This is a genomic window from uncultured Paracoccus sp., from assembly GCF_945915435.1.
Lineage (GTDB): Bacteria > Pseudomonadota > Alphaproteobacteria > Rhodobacterales > Rhodobacteraceae > Paracoccus.
The window spans coordinates 38,766-63,619 of the sequence record NZ_CAMEFG010000003.1; the positions used below are offsets into that span (position 1 = coordinate 38,766).

At 67.9% G+C, this 24,854-nt stretch carries 32 protein-coding genes; 26 read left to right on the forward strand and 6 right to left on the reverse strand.

Annotated elements, in window-relative coordinates; genetic code table 11:
* Window positions 1-113 precede the first annotated feature (113 nt).
* The 18 genes from Q0O97_RS01740 to cysE all read left to right on the forward strand — a co-directional run bounded on the left by Q0O97_RS01740 (window position 114) and on the right by cysE (window position 12,322).
* Window positions 114-458 carry a permease gene (locus tag Q0O97_RS01740; protein WP_294923932.1) on the forward strand — a complete coding sequence of 115 codons (345 nt, stop codon included), beginning with the start codon at window positions 114-116 and terminating at the stop codon, window positions 456-458.
* On the forward strand, window positions 415-1,755 hold the full coding sequence (locus Q0O97_RS01745; protein WP_294924195.1) for a terminase family protein: 1,341 nt from the start codon (window positions 415-417) through the stop codon (window positions 1,753-1,755). Before Q0O97_RS01740 ends, Q0O97_RS01745 begins: the two co-directional genes overlap by 44 nt.
* Window positions 1,756-1,871: 116 nt before the next feature.
* Entirely contained in the window at window positions 1,872-3,065 is a 1,194-nt protein-coding gene (locus Q0O97_RS01750) for a phage portal protein (protein WP_294923935.1), read from the forward strand.
* Between the two features lie 3 nt (window positions 3,066-3,068).
* Entirely contained in the window at window positions 3,069-3,302 is a 234-nt protein-coding gene (locus Q0O97_RS01755; RefSeq protein WP_294923938.1) for a hypothetical protein, read from the forward strand.
* Between the two features lies 1 nt (window position 3,303).
* A complete protein-coding gene (locus Q0O97_RS01760; RefSeq protein WP_294923941.1) occupies window positions 3,304-3,840 on the forward strand; it encodes an HK97 family phage prohead protease in 537 nt (178 codons plus the stop codon).
* A gap of 37 nt (window positions 3,841-3,877) precedes the next feature.
* Window positions 3,878-5,041, forward strand: a complete 1,164-nt coding sequence (locus Q0O97_RS01765; RefSeq protein ID WP_294923944.1) for a phage major capsid protein — start codon at window positions 3,878-3,880, stop codon at window positions 5,039-5,041.
* Between the two features lie 147 nt (window positions 5,042-5,188).
* Complete coding sequence (locus Q0O97_RS01770) at window positions 5,189-5,806, forward strand: hypothetical protein (protein WP_294923946.1); 618 nt, start codon at window positions 5,189-5,191, stop codon at window positions 5,804-5,806.
* Complete coding sequence (locus Q0O97_RS01775) at window positions 5,803-6,153, forward strand: head-tail adaptor protein (protein ID WP_294923949.1); 351 nt, start codon at window positions 5,803-5,805, stop codon at window positions 6,151-6,153. The genes Q0O97_RS01770 and Q0O97_RS01775 overlap by 4 nt, the downstream gene beginning before the upstream one ends.
* Window positions 6,150-6,569: a DUF3168 domain-containing protein gene (locus Q0O97_RS01780; RefSeq protein WP_294923952.1), complete on the forward strand. Its 420-nt coding sequence runs from the start codon at window positions 6,150-6,152 to the stop codon at window positions 6,567-6,569. Before Q0O97_RS01775 ends, Q0O97_RS01780 begins: the two co-directional genes overlap by 4 nt.
* Window positions 6,570-6,581: 12 nt before the next feature.
* Window positions 6,582-6,995, forward strand: coding sequence for a phage major tail protein, TP901-1 family (locus tag Q0O97_RS01785; RefSeq protein WP_294923955.1), 414 nt, complete (start codon window positions 6,582-6,584; stop codon window positions 6,993-6,995).
* Complete coding sequence (locus Q0O97_RS01790; RefSeq protein WP_294923959.1) at window positions 6,995-7,312, forward strand: gene transfer agent family protein; 318 nt, start codon at window positions 6,995-6,997, stop codon at window positions 7,310-7,312. The genes Q0O97_RS01785 and Q0O97_RS01790 overlap by 1 nt, the downstream gene beginning before the upstream one ends.
* Window positions 7,309-7,557 carry a phage tail assembly chaperone gene (locus Q0O97_RS01795; RefSeq protein ID WP_294923962.1) on the forward strand — a complete coding sequence of 83 codons (249 nt, stop codon included), beginning with the start codon at window positions 7,309-7,311 and terminating at the stop codon, window positions 7,555-7,557. Before Q0O97_RS01790 ends, Q0O97_RS01795 begins: the two co-directional genes overlap by 4 nt.
* A complete protein-coding gene (locus Q0O97_RS01800) occupies window positions 7,535-8,203 on the forward strand; it encodes a phage tail tape measure protein (RefSeq protein ID WP_294923965.1) in 669 nt (222 codons plus the stop codon). The genes Q0O97_RS01795 and Q0O97_RS01800 overlap by 23 nt, the downstream gene beginning before the upstream one ends.
* Window position 8,204: 1 nt before the next feature.
* On the forward strand, window positions 8,205-8,837 hold the full coding sequence (locus Q0O97_RS01805) for a DUF2460 domain-containing protein (protein WP_294923968.1): 633 nt from the start codon (window positions 8,205-8,207) through the stop codon (window positions 8,835-8,837).
* A complete protein-coding gene (locus Q0O97_RS01810) occupies window positions 8,834-9,676 on the forward strand; it encodes a DUF2163 domain-containing protein (protein WP_294923971.1) in 843 nt (280 codons plus the stop codon). The genes Q0O97_RS01805 and Q0O97_RS01810 overlap by 4 nt, the downstream gene beginning before the upstream one ends.
* Entirely contained in the window at window positions 9,673-10,098 is a 426-nt protein-coding gene (locus tag Q0O97_RS01815) for an NlpC/P60 family protein (protein ID WP_294923974.1), read from the forward strand. Before Q0O97_RS01810 ends, Q0O97_RS01815 begins: the two co-directional genes overlap by 4 nt.
* Window positions 10,099-10,125: 27 nt before the next feature.
* Window positions 10,126-11,403, forward strand: coding sequence for a DUF2793 domain-containing protein (locus Q0O97_RS01820; protein WP_294923977.1), 1,278 nt, complete (start codon window positions 10,126-10,128; stop codon window positions 11,401-11,403).
* 85 nt (window positions 11,404-11,488) lie between these two features.
* The gene (cysE, locus tag Q0O97_RS01825) at window positions 11,489-12,322 is read left to right on the forward strand and encodes a serine O-acetyltransferase (RefSeq protein WP_294923980.1); all 834 of its coding nucleotides are present in this window, start codon (window positions 11,489-11,491) and stop codon (window positions 12,320-12,322) included.
* An 11-nt stretch (window positions 12,323-12,333) separates the two neighbouring features.
* On the opposite strand, the gene Q0O97_RS01830 is transcribed toward cysE, so the two are convergent.
* The gene (locus Q0O97_RS01830; protein ID WP_294923983.1) at window positions 12,334-13,404 is read right to left on the reverse strand and encodes a quinone-dependent dihydroorotate dehydrogenase; all 1,071 of its coding nucleotides are present in this window, start codon (window positions 13,402-13,404) and stop codon (window positions 12,334-12,336) included.
* Complete coding sequence (locus tag Q0O97_RS01835; protein ID WP_294923986.1) at window positions 13,401-13,733, reverse strand: DUF952 domain-containing protein; 333 nt, start codon at window positions 13,731-13,733, stop codon at window positions 13,401-13,403. The genes Q0O97_RS01830 and Q0O97_RS01835 overlap by 4 nt, the downstream gene beginning before the upstream one ends.
* Window positions 13,734-13,869: 136 nt before the next feature.
* Here Q0O97_RS01835 and Q0O97_RS01840 point away from each other — a divergent pair, with 136 nt between their 5' ends.
* Window positions 13,870-15,504, forward strand: a complete 1,635-nt coding sequence (locus Q0O97_RS01840) for a bifunctional metallophosphatase/5'-nucleotidase (protein WP_294923989.1) — start codon at window positions 13,870-13,872, stop codon at window positions 15,502-15,504.
* Window positions 15,505-15,506: 2 nt separating this feature from the next.
* On the opposite strand, the gene Q0O97_RS01845 is transcribed toward Q0O97_RS01840, so the two are convergent.
* Both Q0O97_RS01845 and Q0O97_RS01850 read right to left on the reverse strand, forming a co-directional pair.
* Window positions 15,507-16,673 (reverse strand): Hint domain-containing protein, encoded by a 1,167-nt coding sequence (locus tag Q0O97_RS01845; protein WP_294923992.1) that lies wholly within the window; start codon window positions 16,671-16,673, stop codon window positions 15,507-15,509.
* Between the two features lie 69 nt (window positions 16,674-16,742).
* On the reverse strand, window positions 16,743-17,078 hold the full coding sequence (locus tag Q0O97_RS01850) for a metalloregulator ArsR/SmtB family transcription factor (protein WP_294923995.1): 336 nt from the start codon (window positions 17,076-17,078) through the stop codon (window positions 16,743-16,745).
* Between the two features lie 259 nt (window positions 17,079-17,337).
* Here Q0O97_RS01850 and Q0O97_RS01855 point away from each other — a divergent pair, with 259 nt between their 5' ends.
* From Q0O97_RS01855 to Q0O97_RS01875, 5 genes are all read left to right on the forward strand, one after another.
* The gene (locus tag Q0O97_RS01855; protein ID WP_294924198.1) at window positions 17,338-17,610 is read left to right on the forward strand and encodes an AtpZ/AtpI family protein; all 273 of its coding nucleotides are present in this window, start codon (window positions 17,338-17,340) and stop codon (window positions 17,608-17,610) included.
* 2 nt (window positions 17,611-17,612) lie between these two features.
* Window positions 17,613-18,359: a F0F1 ATP synthase subunit A gene (locus Q0O97_RS01860; RefSeq protein WP_294924201.1), complete on the forward strand. Its 747-nt coding sequence runs from the start codon at window positions 17,613-17,615 to the stop codon at window positions 18,357-18,359.
* A 52-nt stretch (window positions 18,360-18,411) separates the two neighbouring features.
* Complete coding sequence (locus Q0O97_RS01865) at window positions 18,412-18,648, forward strand: F0F1 ATP synthase subunit C (RefSeq protein WP_294923998.1); 237 nt, start codon at window positions 18,412-18,414, stop codon at window positions 18,646-18,648.
* Window positions 18,649-18,724: 76 nt separating this feature from the next.
* The gene (locus Q0O97_RS01870; protein WP_294924001.1) at window positions 18,725-19,333 is read left to right on the forward strand and encodes a F0F1 ATP synthase subunit B'; all 609 of its coding nucleotides are present in this window, start codon (window positions 18,725-18,727) and stop codon (window positions 19,331-19,333) included.
* Complete coding sequence (locus Q0O97_RS01875) at window positions 19,330-19,884, forward strand: F0F1 ATP synthase subunit B (RefSeq protein WP_294924003.1); 555 nt, start codon at window positions 19,330-19,332, stop codon at window positions 19,882-19,884. The genes Q0O97_RS01870 and Q0O97_RS01875 overlap by 4 nt, the downstream gene beginning before the upstream one ends.
* A 132-nt stretch (window positions 19,885-20,016) precedes the next feature.
* Here the strand turns inward: Q0O97_RS01875 and Q0O97_RS01880 are convergent, their stop codons facing one another.
* On the reverse strand, window positions 20,017-20,658 hold the full coding sequence (locus Q0O97_RS01880; RefSeq protein ID WP_294924006.1) for an OmpA family protein: 642 nt from the start codon (window positions 20,656-20,658) through the stop codon (window positions 20,017-20,019).
* 255 nt (window positions 20,659-20,913) lie between these two features.
* Here Q0O97_RS01880 and nth point away from each other — a divergent pair, with 255 nt between their 5' ends.
* Both nth and Q0O97_RS01890 read left to right on the forward strand, forming a co-directional pair.
* Entirely contained in the window at window positions 20,914-21,582 is a 669-nt protein-coding gene (gene nth / locus Q0O97_RS01885; protein ID WP_294924009.1) for an endonuclease III, read from the forward strand.
* On the forward strand, window positions 21,579-22,568 hold the full coding sequence (locus Q0O97_RS01890; RefSeq protein WP_294924012.1) for an adenosine kinase: 990 nt from the start codon (window positions 21,579-21,581) through the stop codon (window positions 22,566-22,568). Before nth ends, Q0O97_RS01890 begins: the two co-directional genes overlap by 4 nt.
* A gap of 98 nt (window positions 22,569-22,666) precedes the next feature.
* On the opposite strand, the gene Q0O97_RS01895 is transcribed toward Q0O97_RS01890, so the two are convergent.
* Window positions 22,667-24,850 (reverse strand): 3-hydroxyacyl-CoA dehydrogenase NAD-binding domain-containing protein, encoded by a 2,184-nt coding sequence (locus Q0O97_RS01895; protein WP_294924015.1) that lies wholly within the window; start codon window positions 24,848-24,850, stop codon window positions 22,667-22,669.
* Window positions 24,851-24,854: the final 4 nt, after the last annotated feature.

Genomic DNA, 24,854 nt, shown 5'->3' on the forward strand with positions numbered 1-24,854 from the left:
TAGAAAACACCCATGCTGGAAGAGGTGGGCAAGCGGCCGGGTCGATGACCTTGGGCCGCTTTTTCGTTTCTTGCTCGTGCGGACAGGCACATGAGGGCAGGGCATATCGGGAAATGACGATCAATTTCGACCCGGGCAGCGATGCGCCGGAAGGGCCTTACACGCCCGAAACCGCGATGGATGTGGTGAGCATCGCGGATGAGCTGTTCCAGTCCTTCGCCACCGACCTGACGCGATTGCGGCGCAGGATCCAGGCGGGGGACACGGACGATCTGAAGGAATCTGCAAGGCTGGTCCGCGATCTGCGGGCGGCGACGCAGCTTGTGCTGGAAGAAAGGAACCGCGTTGACAAGCTTCGCAAGGACGTTGCCGGGAATGTCGGGGCAGGCAGGCTCGACCTTGACGCGGCAAGAGATGAAATCGGGCGCCGCCTGGCTTGCCTGCGCCGCGCCGGATGAGGTGGATGCCTTTCTGGCGGGGCTGTCGGACAATGCGCTGGCCGCGCTGCCGTGGCTGTTCGAGTTCTGGGCGCTGCCGCATCAACTGCCGCCCGAGGGCGACTGGAAAAGCTGGGTGATCATGGGCGGGCGCGGCGCGGGCAAGACGCGGGCCGGGTCCGAATGGGTGCGCGCCCGCGTCGAGGGCGCGACCCCCGATGCGCCGGGGCGGGCGCGGCGCGTGGCGCTGGTGGCCGAGACCTTCGATCAGGGGCGCGAGGTGATGGTGTTCGGCGATAGCGGGATACTCGCCTGTTCGCCCCCCGACCGCCGCCCGGTGTGGGAGGCGGGGCGGCGCCGGCTGGTCTGGGCGAATGGCGCGGTGGCGCAGGTGTTTTCCGCCCATGAGCCTGAGGCGTTGCGCGGCCCGCAATTCGACGCGGCATGGGTCGATGAACTGGCCAAGTGGAAGAAGGCGGAAGAGACCTGGGACATGCTGCAATTCGCCTTGCGCCTGGGCGAACATCCCCAGCAGGTGGTCACGACGACGCCGCGTAATGTGGGCGTGCTGAAGGCGATCCTGCGCAATGCCTCGACCGTGACGACCCATGCGTCGACGGATGCCAACCGCGCCTATCTGGCCGAAAGCTTTCTGGCCGAGGTCGAGGCGCGCTATGCCGGGACGCGGCTGGGCCGGCAGGAGTTGGAGGGCGTGCTGCTGGAAGATGTCGAGGGCGCGCTGTGGACGACGGCGGCGCTTGAGGGCTGCCGGGTCGAGGCGCCCCCCGCGCTGGATCGGGTGGTGGTGGCGGTGGACCCCTCGGTGACGGCGGGCAAGGCCAGCGACGAATGCGGGATCGTGGTCGCGGGCGTCGTGCAGCGGGGCGAGCCGCAGGACTGGCGCGCCTTCGTGCTGGAGGATGCGACGATCAGGGGCGGGCCTTCCGACTGGGCGCGCGCGGCCCTGGCGGCGATGGAGCGCCACGGGGCCGAGCGTCTGGTGGCCGAGGTCAACCAGGGCGGCGATCTGGTCGAAAGCGTGATCCGCCAGATTGACCCGCTGGTGCCCTTTCGCGCCTTGCGGGCCGGTCGCGGCAAGGGTCTGCGGGCCGAACCCGTCGCGGCGCTTTACGAACAGGGGCGGGTGCGCCACCTGCGCGGGCTTGGCGCGCTGGAGGACCAGATGTGCCGCATGACGGTCGCGGGCTATCAGGGGCGCGGCTCGCCCGACCGGCTGGATGCACTGGTCTGGGCGATCCACGAATTGATGATCGAGCCTGCGGGCCGGTTCCGCAGGCCCCGGTTGCGTGGGCTGTAAGGCAGGCATTTTCAGCAAAACCGGATGCCGGTCTTGCGCCCGAAAATGCGCGGAAAAAACGGTAAGGGGTCGCGGTTCTCGCGGCCCTTTTTCTTTGCGACATGCAGGAGGAACGGATGGCGTTTCGATGGATCAGACCGGGGTTTGGGCGGGCTGAACCCCCCGAAGTGATGGAGAAGAAGGCCAGCGCCACCGGCCGCGTGGTGGCGCTGGCGGCGGGCTCGGGGCGGGTGGTGTGGTCGCCGCGCGACGTGGGCAGCATGACGCGGGGCGGCTTCGTGGGCAATCCGGTCGGCTTCCGCTCGGTCAAGCTGATCGCCGAGGCGGCGGCGGCGGTGCCTCTGGTCTGTCAGGACCACGCTTGCCGCTATGACGCGCATCCGGTGCTGGACCTGCTGCGCCGCCCCAATCCGGGACAGGGCCGGGCGGAACTGTTCGAGGCGCTTTTCGGCCAGATCCTGCTGACCGGCAACGGTTATCTTGAGGCCGTGGGCGAGACCGCCAAGGGCCTGCCGCAGGAGTTGCATGTTCTGCGGTCCGACCGCATGAGCATCCTGCCCGGCTCGGATGGCTGGCCGGTCGCGTTCGAATATGCGGTGGGCGGCAAGAAGCACCGTTTCGACATGTCGGGCAGCCCCGATCCGATCTGCCACATCCGCAGCTTTCATCCGCTGGACGACCATTACGGGCTGTCGCCGATGCAGGCGGCGGCGGTCGCGGTCGATGTCCACAACAGCGCCAGCGCCTGGTCGAAGGCGCTGCTGGACAATGCCGCGCGGCCAAGCGGCGCCATCGTCTATCGCGGCGCGGACGGGCAGGGCGGGCTGTCGCCGGATCAATACGACCGGCTGGTGAGCGAGATGGAACTGCACCATCAGGGCGCGCGCAACGCCGGCCGCCCGATGCTGCTGGAGGGCGGGCTGGACTGGAAGCCGATGGGGTTCTCGCCGTCCGATATGGAGTTCCACGCCACCAAGCAGGCCGCCGCGCGGGAAATCGCGCTGGCCTTTGGCGTGCCGCCGATGCTGCTGGGGATACCGGGCGACGCGACCTATGCCAATTACGCCGAGGCGAACCGGGCCTTCTATCGCCTGACGGTGCTGCCTCTGGCGGCGCGGGTCGCGGCATCCGTCGCGTGGTGGCTGTCGGAGCATCTGGGGGCCGAGGTCGATCTGCGGCCCGACCCCGATCAGGTGCCCGCGCTGGCCGAGGAGCGCGACCAGCAATGGCAGCGGATCAGCGCGGCGGGTTTCCTGACCGACGCGGAAAAGCGCGCGGCGCTGGGCCTGCCGCCGCCGGCGGAGGGCTAGGGGGTGGAGGGCTCTCGCTTCGTCAAGGAGCCCTTCGGCTGGCACGATCAACGGTTCGAGACGCAGGAGCGGATCATGGCGCTGCAATTCGGTCAGGTCGAAAAGCGGCTGGAACGCATCGAGTCCCTGATCGAGGGGCTGGAACGGCGCCTGTGGATGACCGTCTACGGCGTCGTCGCGGTGATCCTGACGCAGGCCGTGCAATCCATCCTGCAATATACCCCGAAAGGAGGGTGACGTGAGTTCAGACAGTTACGGGCTTGAGTTGAAGTATTCCCGAGGCTCGCCGCTGGTGGCCGACGGGCTGCGGATCGAGGGTTATGCCAGCCTGTTCGGCCTGCCAGACCAAGGCGGCGACATCGTGCAGCCGGGCGCCTATCGGGCCAGTCTGGAACGGCTGGCTGCCAAGGGCGGCAAGGTGCGGATGCTGTGGCAGCACGATCCGCAGCGCCCCATCGGTGTCTGGGACGAGATCCGCGAGGACGGCCGCGGCCTGTGGGTCAAGGGCCATCTGCTGGGCGAGGTCGCGCAGGCGCGCGAGGCCGCCGCGCTGATCGAGGCGGGCGCGATCGACGGGCTGTCCATCGGCTATCGCACCGTCGTGGCCGAACGCGACACCAAGGGCCGCCGCCTGCTGGCGGAGGTGGAGCTGTGGGAGGTGTCGCTGGTCACCTTCCCCATGCTGCCCGATGCCCGCGTCGGGCGCAAATCCGGCGATACGACCGAATTGGCGGCGGCGTTTCGCGCCGCGACCGATGCCCTGCGGCAGGGCTGAAGCCCTCCGCATCAACCTTCATCAACGGAGACAGAGCATGACCGAGGTGAAAGCCGCGGCCGGGACCGATGTGCCCGGCGCGTTGCAGGACGAAATTCTGGGGTTCGTGGGCGAACTGCGGAATTTCCGCCGCGATATCGAAACCAAGCTGAACGCACAGGAAGAACGCATGACCATGCTGGACCGCAAGACCGCATTCCGGGGCCGCGCCCCCCTGTCCACCCGCGCCGAGACCGAAGCGCCGCATCAGAAGGCCTTCAACGCCTATCTGCGCCACGGCGACGACGACGCGCTGCGCGGTATCGTGCTGGAGGAAAAGGGCATGACCACCGTCAGCGACGGCGGTTTCCTGGCCGCGCCGCAGGTGGCGGCGCAGGTGCAGGATACGCTGGGCCTCAAGGTGTCGTTGCGCGCGGTGGCCAATGTCGTGACGGTCGAATCCGCCGCCTATGAGGTGCTGGTCGATCACGGCGACATCGCCAGCGGCTGGGCGACCGAGGGCGATGCCGTCGAGACCGACACCCCCACCGTCGAGCGTGTCGTGATCCCGGTCCATGAACTGTCGGCCATGCCCAAGGCCAGCCAGCGCCTGCTGGACGACGCGGCATTCGACATCGAGGCCTGGCTGGCCGGGCGCATCGCCGAGAAATTCGCCCGCGCCGAGGCTGCGGCCTTCATCAACGGCGACGGCATCGACAAGCCGCGCGGCCTGCTGAACCACCCCGCCGCCGATTACGAAACCGCCGCCCCGAACGAAATCGGGCTGGTGTCCTCGGGTGCCGATGGTGATTTCGACGGCGACAGCCCGGCGTCCTCGCTGATCGACCTGGTCTATGCGCTGGATGCGGAATATCGGGCGAACGGGGCGTTCCTGATGAACTCGAAAACCGCCGCCGCCGTGCGCAAGATGCGCGACAGCGACGGGCGTTTCGTCTGGGCGGATTCGCTGGCGGCGGGCCAGCCTGCGCAACTGCTGGGCTATCCGGTCATCATCAGCGAGGAGATGCCGGATATCGACCTGGGCAGCCGCTCGATCGCGTTCGGGGACTTCCGCTCGGCCTATACGATCGTCGAACGCCCGGACCTGCGCGTGCTGCGTGACCCGTTCAGCGCCAAGCCGCATGTCCTGTTTTATGCGACCAAGCGCGTCGGCGGCGGCGTGACCGACGCCCGTGCCGTCCGCATCATGAGCTTCGCCTGATTCATCGGGCGAAGGGGGGCGCCGGCGCGCTTGCCGGACCGGCACAGCAACTGTCCGCGCGCGCTGCGGCAGGTGGTGCCGTGCGCCCCCGTCTGGCCGGTCCCGATTGCGGGGCCGGTCCGCAGGACACCAACGGAGGGTTCGGGAATGTTTCTTGTCGAAGAGTCGGCGCCTGCCGTCGAGGCGCTGCCCATCGCGGGGCTGCGCGATCATCTGCGGATCGGCTCGGGCTTTGCGCTGGCCGACGATCCGGCCGAGGACGCGGCGCTGGCAGGGTTCCTGCGGGCCGCGATCGCGACCATCGAGGCGCGGACGGGCAAGGTGCTGCTGACGCGCCGCTTTACGCTGCGGCTGGACGACTGGCGTGATGCGCAGTCCCAGCCCCTGCCGCTGGCGCCGGTGCTGTCGGTGGACGGCGTGCGGATCGACGACGGGCGGGGCAATGTGGCCGAGGTCGATCCGGCGCGCTACCGGCTGGTGCCCGACGGGCAGCGCCCCCGGCTGGAGGCGGCGGGGACCTTCCTGCCCGCGATCCCGCGGCGCGGTTTCGTCGTGGTGACCTTTACGGCTGGTTTCGGCGCGGATTGGGCGGGTGTGCCGCCCGATCTGGCGCAGGCGGTGCTGCTGCTGGCGGCGCGCTATCACGAGGACCGTAGCTTCGAGGGCACCGTGGCCGCCATGCCGCAGGGCGTCGCCGCGCTGATCGAACGCTGGCGCGCGGTGCGCGTCCTTGGCGGGCGCGGCGCATCGGGGGTGCGGCGATGAGGGGCGCGGGCATCCCGCCGCGCCTGAGCGTGCCGCTGGTGCTGGAATCGCCCGAGCGCCAGCCCGACGGCATGGGCGGGTTTCGTCTGCAATGGGTGGCGCAGGGGCGGCTGTGGGTCGAGATGCGGGCGCGGTCGGGGGCCGAGCGTTTCGCCGAGGTGGGCGCGCAAAGCGTTGTGACCTGGGCGATCACCGTCCGGGCCGCGCCGGTGGGCGATCCGCGCCGCCCGCGCCCCGACCAGCGCCTGAGGGGCGGGGCGCGGCTGTTCCGCATCGTGTCGGTCGCCGAGACGGGGGCGGGGGGCCGCTATCTGATCTGCACCGCAAGAGAGGAGAAACTGGCATGAGCTATGCCGCAGCGGCCGCCCTGCAAGGCGCGGTCTATCAGGCGTTGGCCGAAAACGACGGGCTGCGCGCGCTGGTGGGGGACGCCGTTTACGACGCGATGCCCGTCGCCGCGCCCTCAGGCACCTATGTCGCCCTTGGTCCCGAGGATGTGCGCGAGGCGGGCGATATTTCCGGCGCGGGCAGCAGGCACGATTTCGTCGTCTCGGTCCTGTCGGGCAGCGACGACGCCAGCGGCTTCGCCGCTGTCAAGGGTGCTGCCGCTGCCGTTTCGGATGCGCTTGACGGCGCCGATCTGGCGCTGGGCCGGGGGCATCTGGTCGGGCTTTGGTTCCAGCGCGCGCGGGCGCGCAGGGTGGAAAACGGCGCGGGGCGGCGGATCGACCTGACCTTTCGCGCGCGCATTGATCTGGCTTGAAGGAGAATTGTCATGGCTGTGCAGAATGGACGCGATCTGTTGATCAAGATGGACATGACCGGCGACGGTCAGTTCGAGACGGTGGCGGGGTTGCGCGCTTCGCGCATCGGTTTCAACGCCGAGATGGTGGATGTCACCAGTCTGGAGAGCGAGGGCCGCTGGCGCGAGTTGCTGGGGGGCGCGGGGGTGCGCTCGGCCTCGATCTCGGGGTCGGGGGTGTTTCGCGACGCGACCACCGACGAACGCGCGCGGCAGGTGTTCTTCGACGGGGAAGTGCCGCGCTTTCAAGTTGTCGTGCCCGATTTCGGCACCATCGAAGGCCCGTTCCAGATCACCAGCCTGGAATATGCGGGCAGCTACAACGGCGAGGCCACCTATGAGATGTCGCTGGCCAGCGCCGGCGCGCTGACATTCGTGGCGCTGTGATGGCCAATCCACATGCGGGTGAGGTCGCCGTCTGGCTGGACGGACGCCGCCATGTCGCGCGGCTGACACTGGGCGCGCTGGCGGGGCTTGAGGCCGAACTGGGCGAGGACAGCATGATCGCCCTGATCGAGCGGTTCGAGACGGGCCGATACGCCAGCCGCGACGTGCTGGCGGTGCTGGTCGCGGGGCTGCGCGGCGGCGGCTGGAAGGGCGAGGCGGGCGATCTGCTGACGGTCGAGCTGCGCGGCGGCCCGGTCGCCGCCGCCCGCGCCGCCGCCGAATTGCTGGCCCGCGCCTTCACTGTTGCGGGCACATGAGCGTGGCGGGGCTGGACTGGCCCGGCCTGATGCGGGCCGGGATGCGCCCGGCGGCGATGGGCGGGCTGGGGCTGACGCCCGCGCAGTTCTGGGCGCTGACGCCCGCGCAACTGTCGCTGATGCTGGGGATCGAGCCGGGGCAGGGCGCGATGACGCGCGACCGGCTAGCGGCCCTTGCGGCGCGCTTCCCCGATGCGGGGGACAAGGGAAAGGAGGCCGCGAATGGCCAACAAGGACGGGATTGATCGGATGGACGCCAGCCTGGGCGAAAGCCTTGGCGAAGGGTTGGGCCAGGCCAGCCGCATGACCGCGACATTCGACGCGGAACTGGGGCGGCTGCGGCAGTCGATGGTCTACACGGGGCGCGAGGTTTCATCGCTGTCGGCTGGCATCGGGACCGGGCTGCGGCGGGCCTTCGACGGGCTGGTCGTCGATGGCGTCAGGCTGAGCGATGCGCTGAAGGGGGTCGCGGCCTCGATCGCGGACACGGCATTTGCGGTGGCGATCCGCCCGGTGGAACAGGCGGTGTCGGGTGCGATTGCCAACGGGGTCAACAGTTTCGTGTCGGGCATCCTGCCATTCGCCAATGGGGGTGCCTTCACGCAGGGGCGCGTCATGCCCTTTGCGCAGGGCGGCATCGTCAGCCAGCCGACCCATTTCCCGATGCGCGGCGCGACCGGGCTGATGGGCGAGGCCGGACCCGAGGCGATCATGCCCCTGCGGCGCGGCGCGGACGGCAGGCTGGGCGTGGCCGCCGCCGGGGCGCCGGGGCGGGCGATGAATGTGACGATCAATGTCTCGACCCCCGACGTGGCGGGGTTCCAGCGTTCGCAAAGCCAGATCGCGGCCCAGATGGGGCGGCTGCTGGCGCGTGGTGAAAGGAACGGGTGACATGGCATTTCACGAAATCAGGTTTCCGGCCAGCCTGTCCTTCGGCTCGGTCGGTGGTCCCGAGCGGCGGACCGAGATCGTCGCCCTGACCAACGGACACGAGCAGCGCCGCACCCCCTGGGCGCATTCGCGGCGGCGCTACGACGCGGGGCTGGGCTTGCGGTCGCTGGACGACGTGGCGGCGCTGATCGCGTTCTTCGAGGCGCGTTCGGGGCAGTTGCACGGGTTTCGCTGGAAGGACTGGGCGGATTACACCAGCGGCTCGGTCCGGGCGGGGGTGCAGTTCCAGGACCAGATCATCGGGCGGGGCGACGGGCGGCGGCGCGAATTTGCGCTGAGCAAGACCTATGCCTCGGGTCCGGGCAGCTATGTGCGGCCCATCGCCAAGCCGGTGCGCGGCACGGTGCTGGCGGGCGTCGGCGCCGTCGCGATGAAGGAGGGGCTGCATTACGAGGTCGATACCGCGACCGGCACCGTCACCTTCGACGCGCCCCCCGGTCCCGATGCCGAGGTCACGGCGGGGTTCGAGTTCGACGTGCCGGTGCGCTTCGACGCCGACCGCATCGCGGTGTCGGTGTCGTCCTTCCAGGCGGGCGATCTGCCAAGCGTCCCGGTGATCGAGGTGCGGCCATGAGCGTGCATCTGGCGCAGACGGTCGCGCGCGCCTGGGCGGTCGCGCGGCGCGACGGTGTGGTGCTGGGCTTTACCGATCACGACCGGGCGCTGGCCTTCGACGGCATCGGTTTTCGCCCCGATACGGGGCTTAGCGCGGGTGCGATCATGCAGGGCGCGGGTCTGTCGGTCGACAACTCGGAAGCCGTGGGGGCGCTGTCGGATGACGCGATCACCGAGGCGGACCTGATGGCGGGCCGCTGGGACGGGGCCGAGGTCCGGCTGTGGGACGTGGACTGGACCGATACGGCCAACCGCGCGCTGGTCTTTCGCGGCCACCTGGGCGAGGTGTCGCGGGGCGGCGCTGCCTTTCGGGCCGAGTTGCGCGGGCTGTCCGAGTCCTTGGGCGCGGCGCAGGGGCGGGTCTATCATCCGCGCTGTTCGGCTGATCTGGGGGATGGCCAGTGCGGGATGGACCTGTCGCTGCCCGGCTATCGCGCCGAGGGGGTTATCGAGGCCGAGGAGGGCGGGATGCGCCTGCGCCTGGCCGGCATCGACGCGCAGGAACCCCATTGGTTCGAACGCGGGCGGCTGCAGGTCCTGTCGGGGCACGCGCAGGGGCTGCACGGCGTCGTCAAGAACGACCAGCCCTTGCCGGGCGGTGCGCGCGCGGTCGAGTTGTGGGCCGCCCTTGGCATCCGTCCCGCGCCGGGCGACCGCGTGCGCCTGAGCGTGGGTTGCGACAAGAGCGCCGCGTCCTGCCGGTTGAAATTCGCGAATTTCCTGAATTTCCGGGGCTTTCCGCATCTGCCCGCCGAGGATTGGCTGATGACGCCCTCAAACCGGGGGCGGCAGGGATGAGGGGTGATGTCGTCGCCGCTGCACGGCGCTGGATCGGCACGCCTTACGTCCATCAGGCCAGCCTGAAGGGGGTGGGGGCGGATTGCCTGGGTCTGGTGCGCGGGATCTGGCGCGAGATACATGGCGCGGAACCCGAACCTGTTCCCGCCTATACCGCCGATTGGGGCGAGATCGGCGGGGCCGAGCTGTTGCTGGGCGGCGCCGCGCGGCACCTGCGCCCTGCCACGGACGAGCGGTCGGGCGATTTGCTGGTCTTTCGCATGCGCGCGGGCGCAATCGCCAAGCATCTGGGCATCCAGGCCACCATCGGCCCGGCTGCCGGTTTCATCCATGCCTATGACCGGCATGGCGTCGTTGAAAGCCCGCTTTCGCGGCCCTGGCGGGCGCGGATCGTGGGGCGTTTCCGGTTTCCGCCCCTGTAGGGGGCGCAGTTCAGGGGAAGGATCGCAATGGCTACGATACTGCTTTCGGCGGTCGGGGCATCGCTTGGTGCGGGCTTTGGCGGCACGGTGCTGGGGCTTTCGGGCGCGGTGATCGGGCGGGCCGTGGGGGCCTCGGTCGGGCGGGCCATCGACCAGCGAGTGCTGGGGCAAGGCTCGCGCGCGGTCGAGACGGGGCGGATCGACCGGCTGCGGGTGCAGACGGCGGGCGAGGGCGCGGCGATCCCGCGCATCTGGGGGCAGATGCGGGTGCCCGGCCATGCAATCTGGACCGGCCCGGTGACCGAGCTGCGCCGCCAGCACGGCGGCGGCAAGGGCGCGGGCCCGCGCGTGACCGAGATCGGCTATCGGCTGAGTTTCGCGCTGGCGCTGTGCGAAGGGCCGATCCGCGGCATCGGGCGGATCTGGGCGGATGGCGAGGAGATCTCGCCCGACGATCTGGAGATGCGGGTCTATACGGGGGATGAGGCGCAACTGCCCGACCCGGTGATCGCCGCCCATGAGGGCGAGGGGGCGCCGGCCTATCGCGGCATCGCCTATGTGGTGTTCGAGGAGTTGTCGCTGGATCGCTGGGGCAACCGCGTCCCGCAGCTCAGCTTCGAGGTGCTGCGGCTGGCGCAGGGCGGCAACGGGCTGGCGCAACAGGTGCAGGCGGTCGCGCTGATCCCGGCGACGGGCGAATATGCGCTGGCGACGCGCGCGGTCAGCTACGACCTGGGCCAGGGCGAGCGGCGCGTGGTCAACCGCAACCTGCCCCCCGGCGCGACCGATGCCTGGGAAGGTCATGCCGGGCGCGTGGCGATCGGGGCGAATGGGGGCTGGATCTTTGCCGATCCGCGCGCGGGCAGCCGGGCCTTCGTCGCGGATCGGGGCGTGGGCGCAATCCATGACGGGCGTGCCTGGGTGCCGGGCGCGGTCAGCCTTGGCGCGCATGGTTCCGGCCTGATCGCGATGCAGGACAGCGCCGAGGTCGTGCTGCAACCCGGCGCGCAGGTCGAGACCGCGCTGATCATCCCGCCCGGCGCGCTGGTCCTGGGCGTCACGGCGCGGGTGAGCGAGGCGATTACCGGCTCGCTGACCTCGTGGCGGCTGGGGACGGCGGGGGCCGAGGACCGCTTTGGCCAGGGGCTGGGCTTGCAGGCGGGATCGTGGGCGCGGGGCATCCTGGGCACCCCCATGACCTATTGGCAGGCCGAGCCGGTGCTGGTCGGCGCGACGGGGGGCGCGTTCGCTTCGGGCCGGGTGCGGCTGGTCGCGCATTGGTTCGAGTTGCGCATCCCGGATTGAACTGCGGGTTTTCGCGCCCCATTCTATGGTCTAGAAAGGGCGCGAGCCATCCAGCCCGAAGCATGAACCGCGAGGCAAGAACAGCGTGTCAGGAAAGATCGCCATAGCCAGCCGCCGCCCCGATCCGTCGGAGCATGACCCGCTTTGGACCCGCATCCAGCGAGAAGCGCGAATCGCCGTGCGCGAGGAGCCGCTGCTGGGATCGCTGATCCATGCCGGGCTGCTGCACCACGCGACCTTCGAGGCGGCGCTGGCCTTCCGGTTTTCGCTCAAGCTGGCCTCGCGCGAGATGAGCGAGCAGATCCTGCGCGAACTGGCCGACGGCGCCTATGCGCGGGCGCCCGAACTGTCGCAGGCGGCGCGCGCCGACCTGGAAGCCGTCTTCGACCGCGACCCGGCGACCCATCGGCTGATGCAGCCGATCCTGTTCTACAAGGGGTTCCAGGCGCTGCAAGCCTACCGCATCGCCAACTGGCTTTGGCGGGAAGGGCGGCGCGACATGGCCTATTTCGTGCAGATGCGCTGTTCCGAGGCGTTCGGCGTCGATATCCATCCCGCCGCGCGGATTGGAACGGGCGTGATGATCGACCATGCGCATTCCATCGTCATCGGGGAAACGGCCAGCGTGGGCAACAATGTCTCGATGCTGCATTCGGTGACCCTGGGCGGCACCGGGAAAGAGGACGGCGACCGCCATCCCAAGGTCGGCGACGGCGTGATGATCGGGGCCGGGGCCAAGGTGCTGGGCAATATCCGCATCGGCCACAACTCGCGCATTGCCGCCGGTTCGGTGGTGCTGGCCGAGGTGCCGCCCTGCAAGACGGTCGCGGGCGTGCCCGCCCGGATCGTGGGCGATGCCGGCTGCGATGAGCCGTCGCATTCCATGAACCAGTTGTTGCGGCAGGGCGACCTGTTCTAAGGCCGGGGCCGTCAAAGCCAGTCCTGGTGCCCGCTGCCGCGCAATTCGTCCAGCGTGGTGTTTTCGCGGATCAGCCGCTCGTCCAGTTCGTGCAGGATGCGGGTGACCAGCGAAAAGCCCTGGTAGACCAGCGCGGAATAGATCTGCAACGCCGAGGCGCCCGCGCGCAGCTTTTGCCAGGCATCCCCCGACGAGGTGATGCCGCCGACCCCGATCAGCGGAATGCGCCCTTCGGTCAGTTGGTAAAGCCGCGCCAGGACGCGGGTCGAGGGGTCGAACAGCGGCATGCCGGACAGGCCCCCTGCCTCGCTGGCTTGCAGGTCGGTGATGCTGGCGCGTGACAGGGTGGTGTTGGTGGCGATGATGGCGTCGATGCCCGCCTGCATGGCGACGGTGGCGATATCGGCCAGCGCGCCGTCGTCCAGGTCGGGGGCGATCTTGATGAAGACCGGCGGGCGGCGTTCCAGCGCATCGCGGGCGCGCATGACCCCGTCCAGCAAGGCGGCCAGCGCCGCCGGGCCTTGCAGGTCGCGCAGCTTTTCGGTGTTGGGGGACGAGACGTTGACGGTCAGGAAGTCCGGGGCCTCGCCGGCCTCGGTGACGACGGTGGCGAAATCGGCCATGCGGTCGTCGCTGTCCTTGTTGGCACCGATGTTCAGCCCGACCGGCACGCCCTGCGGATAGGGGGCGGGGCGGGCGGCCATGCGCCGGGCGATGGCGCGCACGCCTTCGTTGTTGAAGCCGAAGCGGTTGATGATCGCGCGTTCCGCCGACAGGCGGAACAGGCGGGGCTTGGGGTTGCCGGGCTGCGGGCGGGGGGTGGCCGCGCCGACCTCGACAAAGCCGAAGCCCGCGCGCATCAGCGGCCCGACCACGCGCGCGTTCTTGTCGTAGCCTGCGGCCAGCCCAAGCGGGTTTTCCAGCCGCAGCCCGGCGATTTCGGTCGCCAGCCTGTCCGAGGTGAACGGCCCGCCCGGCAGGGGCACCAACCCGCAGCGCAGCGCCATGATCGACAGGTCATGGGCGCGCTCGGGTTGGAGGCGATGCAGCAGGTTCAGGCCGAGTTGCTCGATCAGCTTCATGGGATCTCTCCGATCAGGTGGCCGTCGGGACCAAGCGGCAAGGGGCGTTCCCAGACGACGTCCGCGCGGGTCAGCGGGCGGTAGAGGTGGGGAAACAGCGCGCCGCCGCGCGACGGCTCCCACCGCAGGGGGGTGAGCGTGGCGGGGTCCAGCGCCAGCAGCACCAGCCCGGCCTCGTCCACGAAATGCCTTGCCAGCGTGCCAGGCAGTTGCTGGGCCGTGGACAGGTGGATGTAGCCGTCGGCCAGGTCGACCGGCGCGCCGTCGGTCCGGCCATCGCGGTCAAAGCGGCGGTATTCGTCTTGGCGAAGGACTTTGTAGATCAGCATGAGGGGTTCATGCGACGCCGTGGCCATTGCGTCAAGCGCCCCTGCATGTCTTGGGCCCCGCAGTCTTGTGCATTGACGCGCGGGGGCCGCTTCGACCAATCTGCGGTCCCGGACCCTGGACCGAAAGGTGAAGACGATGAAACGCTGGCTGATCGCCGCCGCCTCGATCGCGCTGATGGCAGGCGCGGCGCGGGCCGAATATACGCTGCACATCCTGCATATCAACGATTTCCACAGCCGGGTTGAGCCGATCTCGGCCAATGACAGCACCTGCGCGCCCGACGCCGAGGCGCAGGGCGAATGTTTCGGCGGCATCGCCCGCGTCGCGACCGCGATCCGCGAGTTGCGCGACCGCCTGCAGGCGGATGGGCAGAACGTGATCGTGCTGGATGCGGGCGACCAGTATCAGGGCAGCCTGTTCTACACGACCTACAGGGGCAGCGACACGGTCGAGTTCATGAACGCCATCGGCTTCGACGCGATGGCGGTGGGCAATCACGAATTCGACGACGGCCCCGAGGGCCTGGCCAAGCTGGCCGATGGCGTCGGTTTCCCGGTGATTTCGGGCAACCTGGACCTGTCGCGCTCCGACCTGCGGGACAAGGTGGGCGATCTGGTCACGCTGGAGGTGGGAGGCGAACGGATCGGCATCGTCTCGGCCCTCGCGATGGACACGCCCGAGACATCCTCGCCCGGCGGTGAGGTGATCTTTGTCGATGACGTGGAAAGCCTGACCGCCGATGTCGAAAGGCTGACCGGCGAGGGCGTGGACAAGATCGTCGCGCTGACCCATTCCGGCTATCGCCGCGACCTGCTTTTCGCCGAAACGGTGCCGGGGCTGGATGCGGTGATCGGCGGGCACAGCCATACCCTGCTGGGCGATATGGAGGGTGCCGAGGGACCTTATCCCACGCTGGTCACGGGTCCCGGCGGGGCCGAGGTTCCGGTCGCGACCGCCTATGCCTATGGCAAGTATCTGGGCCATCTGACCCTGACCTGGGACGATGCGGGCAAGCTGATCCGCGCCGAAGGGCAGCCCGTCCTGCTGGACGCTTCGGTCCGGCCCGATCCGCAGATCGCCGCCCGCGTCGCCGAAATGGGCGACCCGATCGAAGAGCTGAAGCAGCGGGTCGTGGCCGAGATCGCCGCCCCCATTGATGGCGACCGGGTCCTGTGCCGGGTGGGCGAGTGCGAGATGGGCAATGTCATCGCCGACGCCATGCTGGAGCGGGTGAGAGGGCAGGATATTTCCATCGCGGTGATGAACGGCGGGGGCATCCGCGCCTCGATCGATCCGGGGCCGGTGACGATGGGCGAGGTGCTGACGGTGCTGCCGTTCCAGAACACGCTTGCGACTTTTGCGCTGAGCGGGGCCGATATCGTCCGGGCGCTGGAAAACGGCGCGAGCCAATACGAGGACGGCGCGGGCCGTTTCGCGCAGGTTGCCGGGCTGAAATACACGGTCGATCCGGGCGCCGAGCCGGGTTCGCGCATCAGTGAGGTGCAGGTCCGGCAGGACGGCGACTGGGTGCCTGTTGACAGGTCCGCGCGCTATGGCGTGGTCTCGAACGATTACCTTCGCAACGGCGGCGACGGCTATGCCGTCTTTGCCGAGAAGGCCATCGACGCCTATGATTTCGGCCCCGATCTGGCGGATGTCCTGGCCGAGTATCTGATCGGCCAGGGTCCCGATTTCGCCCCCGCGCTGGATGGCCGCATCACGGTGATCGAAGCGGTTGCCGACGAGGCCGCGCCACAGGCTGCCGAATAGGGTCAGGAGACCAGGACCTTGCCGTTTCTGGAGTGGCGTTCGGCAAGGCGCCGGCCTTCACGCCCCGACAGCAACCGCCGCGCCGCCCGAGGGCGCTGGCCTTGCGCAAGCTGCGGGAAAAGCGCCGTGATTTCCCGCATGATCCTGCGATCCACGCCCTTCAGCGCCTGCGGGCCGACATAGAAGGATTCGGTCCATGCCCCGTTCGAGCGGACGACCTCGTGCCGGTCGAACATGATGTGGATATAGGTGATGCCTGCGGGCGGGTTGCCGGTATGGATGGAATCCATTCCCAGAAGGTGCTTGGCTGCGACCAGGACCTCGGGCTGGTCGAACATACGCTGGGCGATGCGGGAACGGATCAGGATGCGGTGCTGGGGCGAAACGGTCAGCGCCTGCGCGGGCATCCCGCAGCCGATGGCACCCGCCCCGATGGTGATGGGGCGCAGGTTGGGCTGAAGGTCCAGCCGGTGCGCGTCCAGATGGGTCGAACCGATCCACCTGACGGGTTGCAGCCCGTGGTCGCGCGTGCGGACAAGATCGCCCGGCTGCAACAGCTCGACCGGCTTGTCGCCATCGGCGGTCTCGATCAGGGTGCCGGGGGTAAAGCAGGGCGGATCGCCCGCGTTCGGGTCGTCCACGATGCCGTTGGGGTCGAGGGGCAGGGACTGGAAGCTGGTGGTGAATTGCCGCCCCGAACTGCCGGTAAATTTTTCCGACGGGTCGAATTCCGGCCAGGTTTCGATGCCGTTTTCGTTCTTGGACGGGACGGGCAGGACAAAGATGGAATGCTGCCCGCCGACGATCTGGGGCATATTTCCTTCGCCCCCGCTGATCGAGGTGAAGAAGATGTGGAACTGGTTTCCCTTGGAATCCGTGATCAGCGTCGCGTTGTTGATACTGATCTGGGTGCCTGCGGGCAAGGGATCCGGATCGTTTCCGAATCTGACGTCCGAGGTCAGCGTCTGCTTGTCCTCGGCCTCATACCTGCTGTCGCCGGGGCGCAAGTATTGCAGCCGGTCATCGTCATCCTCGATCACCACGCGCGAGACCGTGGCGCCATCAAGACCGTCGATGTTCAGGCGTGGGCGGGTGTTGTTGAACAATCCCCCACCCGTTGCGACCCGAAGCGGCTGATCGAATGTCAGCATGATGAGAGAATGGAACACGCGCGCCCTCGCAATCGGTGACTGATTCCCCTCAGCTTTACGCGCAACTTCTTACGGAATGGTTAACACCTATCCGGTTTCCAGTTCCTGGCGCAGGAAACGCTCGAAATCGTCCAGGTCCACCGGGTCGAACTGGCCGAAACCCTGCATCCAGACGGATGCCTGCCGCAGTCCGTCGGGGTCCAGCATGCACCAGATGATCCGCCCACGCCGCTCTTGCCGGATCAGCCCGGCCCCGGCCAGCACGCCAAGATGCTTGGAAACGGCGGCCAGGCTGACCGAAAAGGGCGCCGCGACATCGGTGACGGACATGTCGTCTTCCAGCAACATGGCAAGGATCGCCCTGCGCGTCGGATCGGCGAGGGCGGCGAAGATCATGTCCAGGGGCTGGCTTCGTTCGGTCATCAGGATATCGTTCAACCCGGCAGTTGAATATGGATGAGAACCCCGATGATGCGCAAGCGATCAGTTCGTGCAAATCCTTTCCTGAAAAATATCATTTATTATCAACAAACTGACCTGATGCGGCATCGGCTTGACTCGGGGGGCTGCACCCCCTATCACCCCCGCAACCGAATTGGGGATGCTGGCTTTGAAGGAACCATCCGAGAGCGAGGCCGAACGGGCCCGCGACGCGGCGCGGTTGAAAGAGCTTGAAACCCGATTGGGCGGCATCGGGGGCGAAAAAGGCCCCTCGCGCGTCGGAGAACATATCAACCAGGCGAACATGGCCTGGCGCATGGTGACCGAACTGGTGGCGGGGCTGCTGCTGGGGCTGGGAATCGGATATGGGCTTGACCTGCTGTTCGGCACCTCGCCGATCATGCTGGTCGTCTTTATCCTGCTGGGCTTCGTGGCCGGGGTGAAGGTGCTGATGCGGACCGCCGCTGAAATGGGCAAGAAGCCGGGGCATCCCGGCAAGGACGAGGGTGAATGACGATGGCGACAGAAGAAACGGGCGGTTTGTCCTTCCATCCGATGGATCAGTTTCTGGTCAAGCCGCTGTTCGGCGACGGGGCCGTGCATTGGTATACGCCCACCAACGCCACCCTGTGGATGGGGATCTACGTCCTGGCCATCATCGGCCTGCTGGTCCTGGGCACGCGCGGGCGCGCGATGGTTCCCAGCCGGACGCAATCCATCGCCGAGCTGATGTATGGCATGGTGCGCAAGATGGTCGAGGACATCACCGGCAAGGAAGGCGTCAAATATTTTCCCTATGTCATGACGCTGTTCTGCTTCATCCTTTTCGCGAACTCGGTCGCGCTGCTGCCGATGTCCTTCTCGGCCACCTCGCATATCGCGGTGACGGCAGTGCTGGCGTTGCTGGTCTTTGTCGGCGTCACCATCCTGGGCTTCGTCAAGAACGGCTCGCATTTCCTGGGGCTGTTCTGGGTCAGCTCGGCCCCGGCGGTCATGCGGCCCGTGCTGGCGCTGATCGAGCTGATCTCGTATTTCGTGCGGCCCGTCAGCCATTCCATCCGTCTTGCCGGCAACATCATGGCGGGCCACACGGTGCTGAAGGTCTTTGCCGTATTCGGCTCGATCGCGGCGCTGATGCCCTTCACCGTCCTGGCCATCGTCGGCGTCTATGCGCTGGAGGTGCTGGTCGCGACCATTCAGGCCTATGTCTTCACCATCCTGACCTGCGTCTATCTGAAGGACGCGCTGCATCCGTCGCACTAGGCGGCCGGTCGGGATCACGTCAAACCTTTCCAAAGCCTCAAGGAGCATGAACATGGAAAGCCAACTCGCTCAACTCGGTCAATACCTCGGCGCGGGCATCGCCTGCTTCGGTATGGCCGGCGCTGCAATCGCCGTGGGCAACGTTGCCGGTAACTACCTGGCAGGCGCTCTGCGCAACCCCTCGGCCGCCGCATCGCAGACCGCGACGCTGTTCATCGGCCTGGCATTCGCAGAAGCCCTGGGGATCTTCTCGTTCCTCGTCGCGCTGCTGCTGCTGTTCGCAGTCTGATCCTTTTGCCATCCTTGCGGTTGGGTGGGGGCCTTCGCGCCCACCCGATTGTGAAACGACCGGCATGGGGTAGGATATGATCAGCCTGTTGCAACAGACCGCGCCCGCCGCGGTTGAAAATACCGATCCGGTGACCATCACCGAATCCGCGGATGCGGCAAATCAGGCCGCTGCCGCCGCAGAGGCGGGCGGATTGCCGCAGCTTGACCCCACCATCTTCGGCAACCTGATCTTCTGGTTGGTGGTGGCGCTTGGCGTGACCTATTGGGCGCTGTCGCGCATCGCATTGCCCCGTATCGGCGGCGTGCTTGCCGACCGTCAGGGCGCGATCACCGGCGATCTCATGGCGGCGGAAGAATTCAAGCAGAAGGCCAAGGAGGCCGAGGCCGCCTATGACAAGGCGCTGGCCGATGCCCGCGCCGAGGCGCAGAAGATCGTCGCGGCCAATCGCGCCGAGATCCAGGCCGAACTGGACCAGGCCATCGCCCATGCGGATGCCGAAATCGCGGCCCGCGCGGCGGAATCGGAAAAGCGGATCGCGGATATCCGCGCCTCGGCGCTGGATGATGCGCGCAGCGTCGCCCGCGACGTGACCGAGGAACTGGTGCGCGTCTTCGGCAGCGGCGCCGACCGCAACCTGGTCGATCAGGCCGTGGACCGGCATCTTGGGGGGACCGTGCAATGAAACGCCTTGCCGCCTTGCTGGCACTGACCGCCAGCCCCGCCCTTGCCGCCGACGGGCCGTTCTTCAGCCTTGGCAATACCGACTTCATCGTCACGATCTCGTTCCTCGTCTTCGTCGGCATCCTGGTCTATTACCGCGTGCCGCAACTGATCGGCGGGTTGCTGGACAAGCGCGCCGCGGGCATCCGCGACGACCTGGCCGAGGCGCGCCGCCTGCGGGAAGAGGCGCAGGAGATCTATGCCTCGTATGAGCGCCGCCAGCGCGAAGTCGGCACCCTTGCCGATGAAATCGTCGCCAATGCCCGGCGCGAGGCGAATGCGCAGGCCGAAAAGGCCAAGCAGGAACTGAAGCAGTCCATCGAGCGCCGCCTGAAGGCCGCCGAGGATCAGATCGCCAGCGCCGAAAGCGATGCCGTGCGCGCCGTTCGCGACCGCGCCATCCAGACCGCCGTGGCCGCTGCCGCGGGCATCCTGCAACAGCAGGCCAGCCCGGCGGATCGCAGCGCGGCGATCGACAAGGCGATCGACGAAGTCGCCCATCGCCTGAACTGACGGTCTCGTCAACCGATAGCAAGGCCCCCGTCTGGCGACAGGCGGGGGTTTTGGCATATCCGGCGGCAGATCATGAGAACATGAAAAAACCGGCCCCTTGCCAAGGGCCGGTTTCATGCTGTCGGGCAGCCTTTAGCTGTTGGGGTGGATCAGGATCTCGACCCGGCGGTTCTGCGCGCGGCCTGCGTCGGTGTTGTTCGACGCCACCGGCTGGGCCGAGCCGCGGCCCGTCGTGGTGACGCGCGACTGGTTCACGCCCGCCGCCGTCAGGATACCCGCGACCGAGCGCGCCCGGCGCTGCGACAGGTCCTGGTTATAGGCCTGCGAGCCGGTGGCGTCGGTGTGGCCGATCACCTGGATGGTGCTGTTGGGATATTGGTTGAGGTTGCGCGCGATGGTGTAGAGGTCGTTCTGCCCCTGCGCGCTGACCGCCGCCGAATCAAAGCCGAACAGCGTCGATTCCGGCATGCGCACGGTCAGATACTGGCCATTGTTGACCACCTGGATATTGGGGTTGTTCAACTGCTGGTTCAGCGCGCGTTCCTGCTGGTCCAGCATGCGGCCGCCGATCGCGCCGACCCCGGCCCCCAGGATCGCGCCCTGCGCGGCGCGCTGCTTGCTTTCGCCGGCGCCGATCAGGCCGCCGACGACGGCACCTGCGATGGCACCCTGCTGGGTCCGGCTGGGCGCGGTGGTCTGCCCATATTCGTCCGTGCAGGCGCCAAGCGCGATCAGGCCAGTCGAGGCGATGAGCAACGAGATGCGGGTTTTCATTCGTCTTACCTTTCTTTGAAGGCAGTTCACGACTGCCCGGCTGAAAATGGCGCGCGGTCTGCCGACTGCACGGTCACGTTCAAAACGACGCCAGCCTCTCACAGGTTCCGGGCAAGCGCCAGTATTTATCCCGCGAGGATCGTTGACCTTTTTTCAGATAATCGCGATCAGCCCCGACCGGCGGCGCCTTTCTGCCGATGGCGCCGCCGGTCGAGGGTGCTTGAACTGCCGCGCGGGGCAGGGCATCAGGTCGCCATGACGAAACCGCGCACCCTCCGCCCGCCTCCGGCCCTGCCCTTCGCCAGCCAAGTCGCCTTTTTCTCGCGCCTGCGGGAAGGTAACCCCGAGCCTCGGACCGAGCTGGAATATGTCAACGCCTTTACGCTGGTCGTCGCCGTCGCACTGTCGGCGCAGGCGACGGATGTGGGCGTGAACAAGGCCACGCGCGCGCTGTTTGCCAAGGTCCGGACACCGCAGCAGATGCTCGACCTGGGGCTGGAGGGGCTGACCGAACATATCAGGACCATCGGCCTTTACCGGCAAAAGGCGAAGAACGTCATCGCCCTGTCGCGCATCCTGGTCGAGCAATACGGCGGCGAGGTTCCCGACAGCCGGGCCGCGCTGACGGGTTTGCCCGGCGTCGGGCGCAAGACCGCGAATGTCGTCCTCAGTGCCGCCTTCGGCATGCCCGCGCAGGCGGTGGACACCCATATCTTTCGCGTCGGAAACCGCACCCGTATCGCGCCGGGCCGCGACGTGGACGAGGTCGAGCGCGCCATCGAGGACAATGTCCCCGCCCGCTTCCAGCACGACGCCCATCACTGGCTGATCCTGCACGGCCGCTACATCTGCCAGGCGCGGCGCCCACGTTGCGCCATCTGCCCCGTCGCCGATATCTGCCCCTATGAGGAAAAAACCGCATGACTACCCCCTATGTGATCGGCATCGGCAACGCGGTCATGGACATGATCGCCCCTTGCGAGGATGCCGAGCTTGACCGGCTTGGGATCGAGAAGGGGATCATGCAACTGATCGACCGGCCCCGCGCCGAGGAACTGACCGCGGCCCAGGGAAAGGCGCGGCTGGTTCCGGGCGGCTCGGTCGCCAATACGCTGGCGGGGATCGGGATGCTGGGGCTGCGCACGGCCTTTGTCGGGCGGGTGGCCGCCGATCCGCTTGGGCTGAGCTATGCCGAACAGACCGAGGCGGCGGGGACGGTCTTCGTCAACCCCCCGGTGGCGGGGGATGTGCTGCCGACCTCGCGCTGCGCGATCTTCGTCACGCCGGACGGTGAGCGGTCGATGAACACCTATCTGGGCATCTCGGCCGAACTGGATGAAGAGGACGTGAACCCGGCGGTGTTTTCCGGCGCGCAATACCTGTTCCTGGAAGGCTATCTGTTCGACAAGGACCCCGGCAAGGCGGCGTTTCTGAAGGCCGCGAAGGCCTGTCACGCGGCGGGCGGGCAGGCGGGGATCGCGCTGTCGGATCCCTTCTGCGTCGACCGCCACCGCGCGGATTTCCGCAAGCTGGTCGCGGGGCCGATGGATTACGTCATCGGCAACCAGCAGGAATGGCAATCGCTGTATCAGGCCACCGATCTGGAAAGCGCGCTGAAGATGGCGGCGCGCGACTGCGGGCTGGTGATCTGCACGCGATCGGGCGAAGATGCGATCCTGATCCGCGGGGACGAACGGGTGGGCGTTCCCGTCGACAGGATCGTCCCGGTCGATGCCACCGGCGCGGGCGACCAGTTCGCGGCGGGGCTGATCTGCGGGCTGGCCCTTGGCGTGCCGCTGGCGGCTGCGGGGCGGATGGGTTGCATCGCGGCTGCCGAGGTCATCGCCCATGTCGGCGCCCGTCCCGAAACCGATCTGCGCGCGGCATTCCGGGCCGAGGGGCTGATCTGACATCGCCTCTTGCACCGTTTTTTGGGTATTTGGGTGATGAAGAAAGGGAAGGGGACGCGAGGCAGGGAAGGGGGTCGCCCCTTGCCCTGCCGCTGTCTTCAGGCCGCGTCCTTAGCCGGGGCGAAACGGGTGTAGAAGCTTTCCCCTTTCGCGGCCATGTCCCTGAGGAGCGCGGGGGCGGCGAAGCGGTCTCCGTGTTTTTCGGCCAGCCTGTCGGCGATGGCCGTGGCGGTATCGCTGCCCAGCATGTCCAGCCATGAGAAGGGGCCGCCCGTCCAGGGTGCGAAGCCCCAGCCGAGGATCGCGCCGACATCGCCTTCGCGGATGTCGGTGAGGACGTTCTGTTCCAGCGCGCGCACGGCTTCGAGCGACTGGATGAACATCAGGCGGTGCTGAATCTCGGTGAACTCGGGCTGAGTGTCGGCTATGGGCCATTCGGTTGCGAGGCCGGGCCAGAAGCCTTGCCGCTTGCCCTTGTCGTCATAGTCGTAAAAGCCCGCGCCCGCCTTGCGGCCCATGCGGCCCTGTTCGGCCATGCGGAAGATCACGCCGTCCACCGCATCGTCGGGGTAGGCGTCGCCCATTGCCGCGCGCGTGGCCCGGGCGATCTTGACGGCAAGGTCGATCGAGATCTCGTCGATCAGTTGCAGCGGGCCAAGCGGCATCCCCATCATCCGGGCGGCGTTTTCGATCAGCACCGGGCTCGTGCCTTCGGCCAGCAGGCGGATGCCTTCGTTGATATAGGGGATGATGCAGCGGTTGGCGTAGAAGAAGCGCGCGTCGTTGACCACGATGGGCGTCTTGCGGATCTGGCGCACGAAGTCCAGCGCCTTGGCCACCGCGCGCGGGCCGGTCTGTGCGCCCCTGATGATCTCGACCAGGGCCATCTTGTCCACGGGGCTGAAGAAGTGGATGCCGATGAACTGATCGGGCCGGGCGCTGGCGTGGGCCAGTTCGCCGATGGGCAGGGTCGAGGTATTGGTGGCGAAGATCGCGTCCTGCGGGATCACGGCTTCGGCGCGTTTCGTGACCTCGGCCTTGACGGCGGGGTCTTCGAACACCGCCTCGACGATCAGGTCGCAGCCGTCCAGCGCGGCGTAATCGGTGGTCGGGGTGATGCGGGCCAGCACTTCGGCCTTCTTCTCCTCGGTCGATTTGCGGCGGCTGATGGCCTTGTCCAGCAGACCCGCGGAATGGGCCTTGCCGCGATCCGCCGATTCCTGCGTCGAGTCGATCAGCACCACTTGGATGCCCGCGAGGGCGCTGACATGGGCGATGCCCGCGCCCATCATCCCTGCACCCAGAACGCCCAGCTTTTTCACGGTCTGGTCGGGGGCGTCGGGGCGGTTCGCGCCTTTCTCCAGCGCCTCCTTGTTGATGAACAGGCTGCGGATCATCGCCGTGCTGGAGGGGTTCATCAGGACGTTGGTGAACCAGCGCGCCTCGATCCGCAGGGCGGTGTCGAAATCGACCAGCGCGCCTTCGTAGACCGCGCTCAGCAGCGCCTTGGCGGCGGGATAGACGCCAAGGGTCTTGCCATGCACCATCGCGCTGGCGCCGACGAAGGTCATGAAGCCCGCCGGATGATATGGCGCGCCGCCGGGCATCCTGTAGCCCTTGGCGTCCCAAGGCTTGACCAGGTCGGTATCGCTGGCGGCCAGCACCCATTCGCGCGCGGCGGCCAGCGGGTCGGCGGCGATCTCATCGACCAGCCCCGCCGATCTGGCCTTGGCGGGGTCGTTCAGCTTGCCCTCCAGCAGCAGCGGTGCCGCCCCCATCGCACCCAGCTTGCGCACCAGTCGCGTCGTGCCGCCGCCGCCGGGGAAGATGCCGACCATGATCTCGGGCAGGCCGATCCGGGCCTTGGGGTTGTCGGTGGCAAAGATGCGATGCGTGGCCAGCGGCAGTTCCAGCCCGATGCCAAGCGCGGTGCCGGGCAGGGCCGAGGCGATGGGCTTGCCCCCCTTCTTCGTCTTGCGGTCCATGCCCGCCAGTTCGATCTTGCGCAGCAGGTGGTGCAGGCCCATCACGCCGTCGAAGACCGCCTGCGCGCCGCCCTGTTTCATCCCGGCGATGACGTTGAGGTCCATCCCCCCGGCGAAGTCCTTCTTGCCGCTGGTGATGACGATGCCCTTGACCGAGGCATCCGCCAGCGCCTGGTCGATCAGCGCGTCCAGTTCCGCCGCGCCGTCCAGCGACAGCACGTTCATCGACTTGCCGGGCACGTCCCAGGTGATGATGGCGACGCCTTGGGCGTCGGTCTTCATGGTGAAATCGGTCATGGCT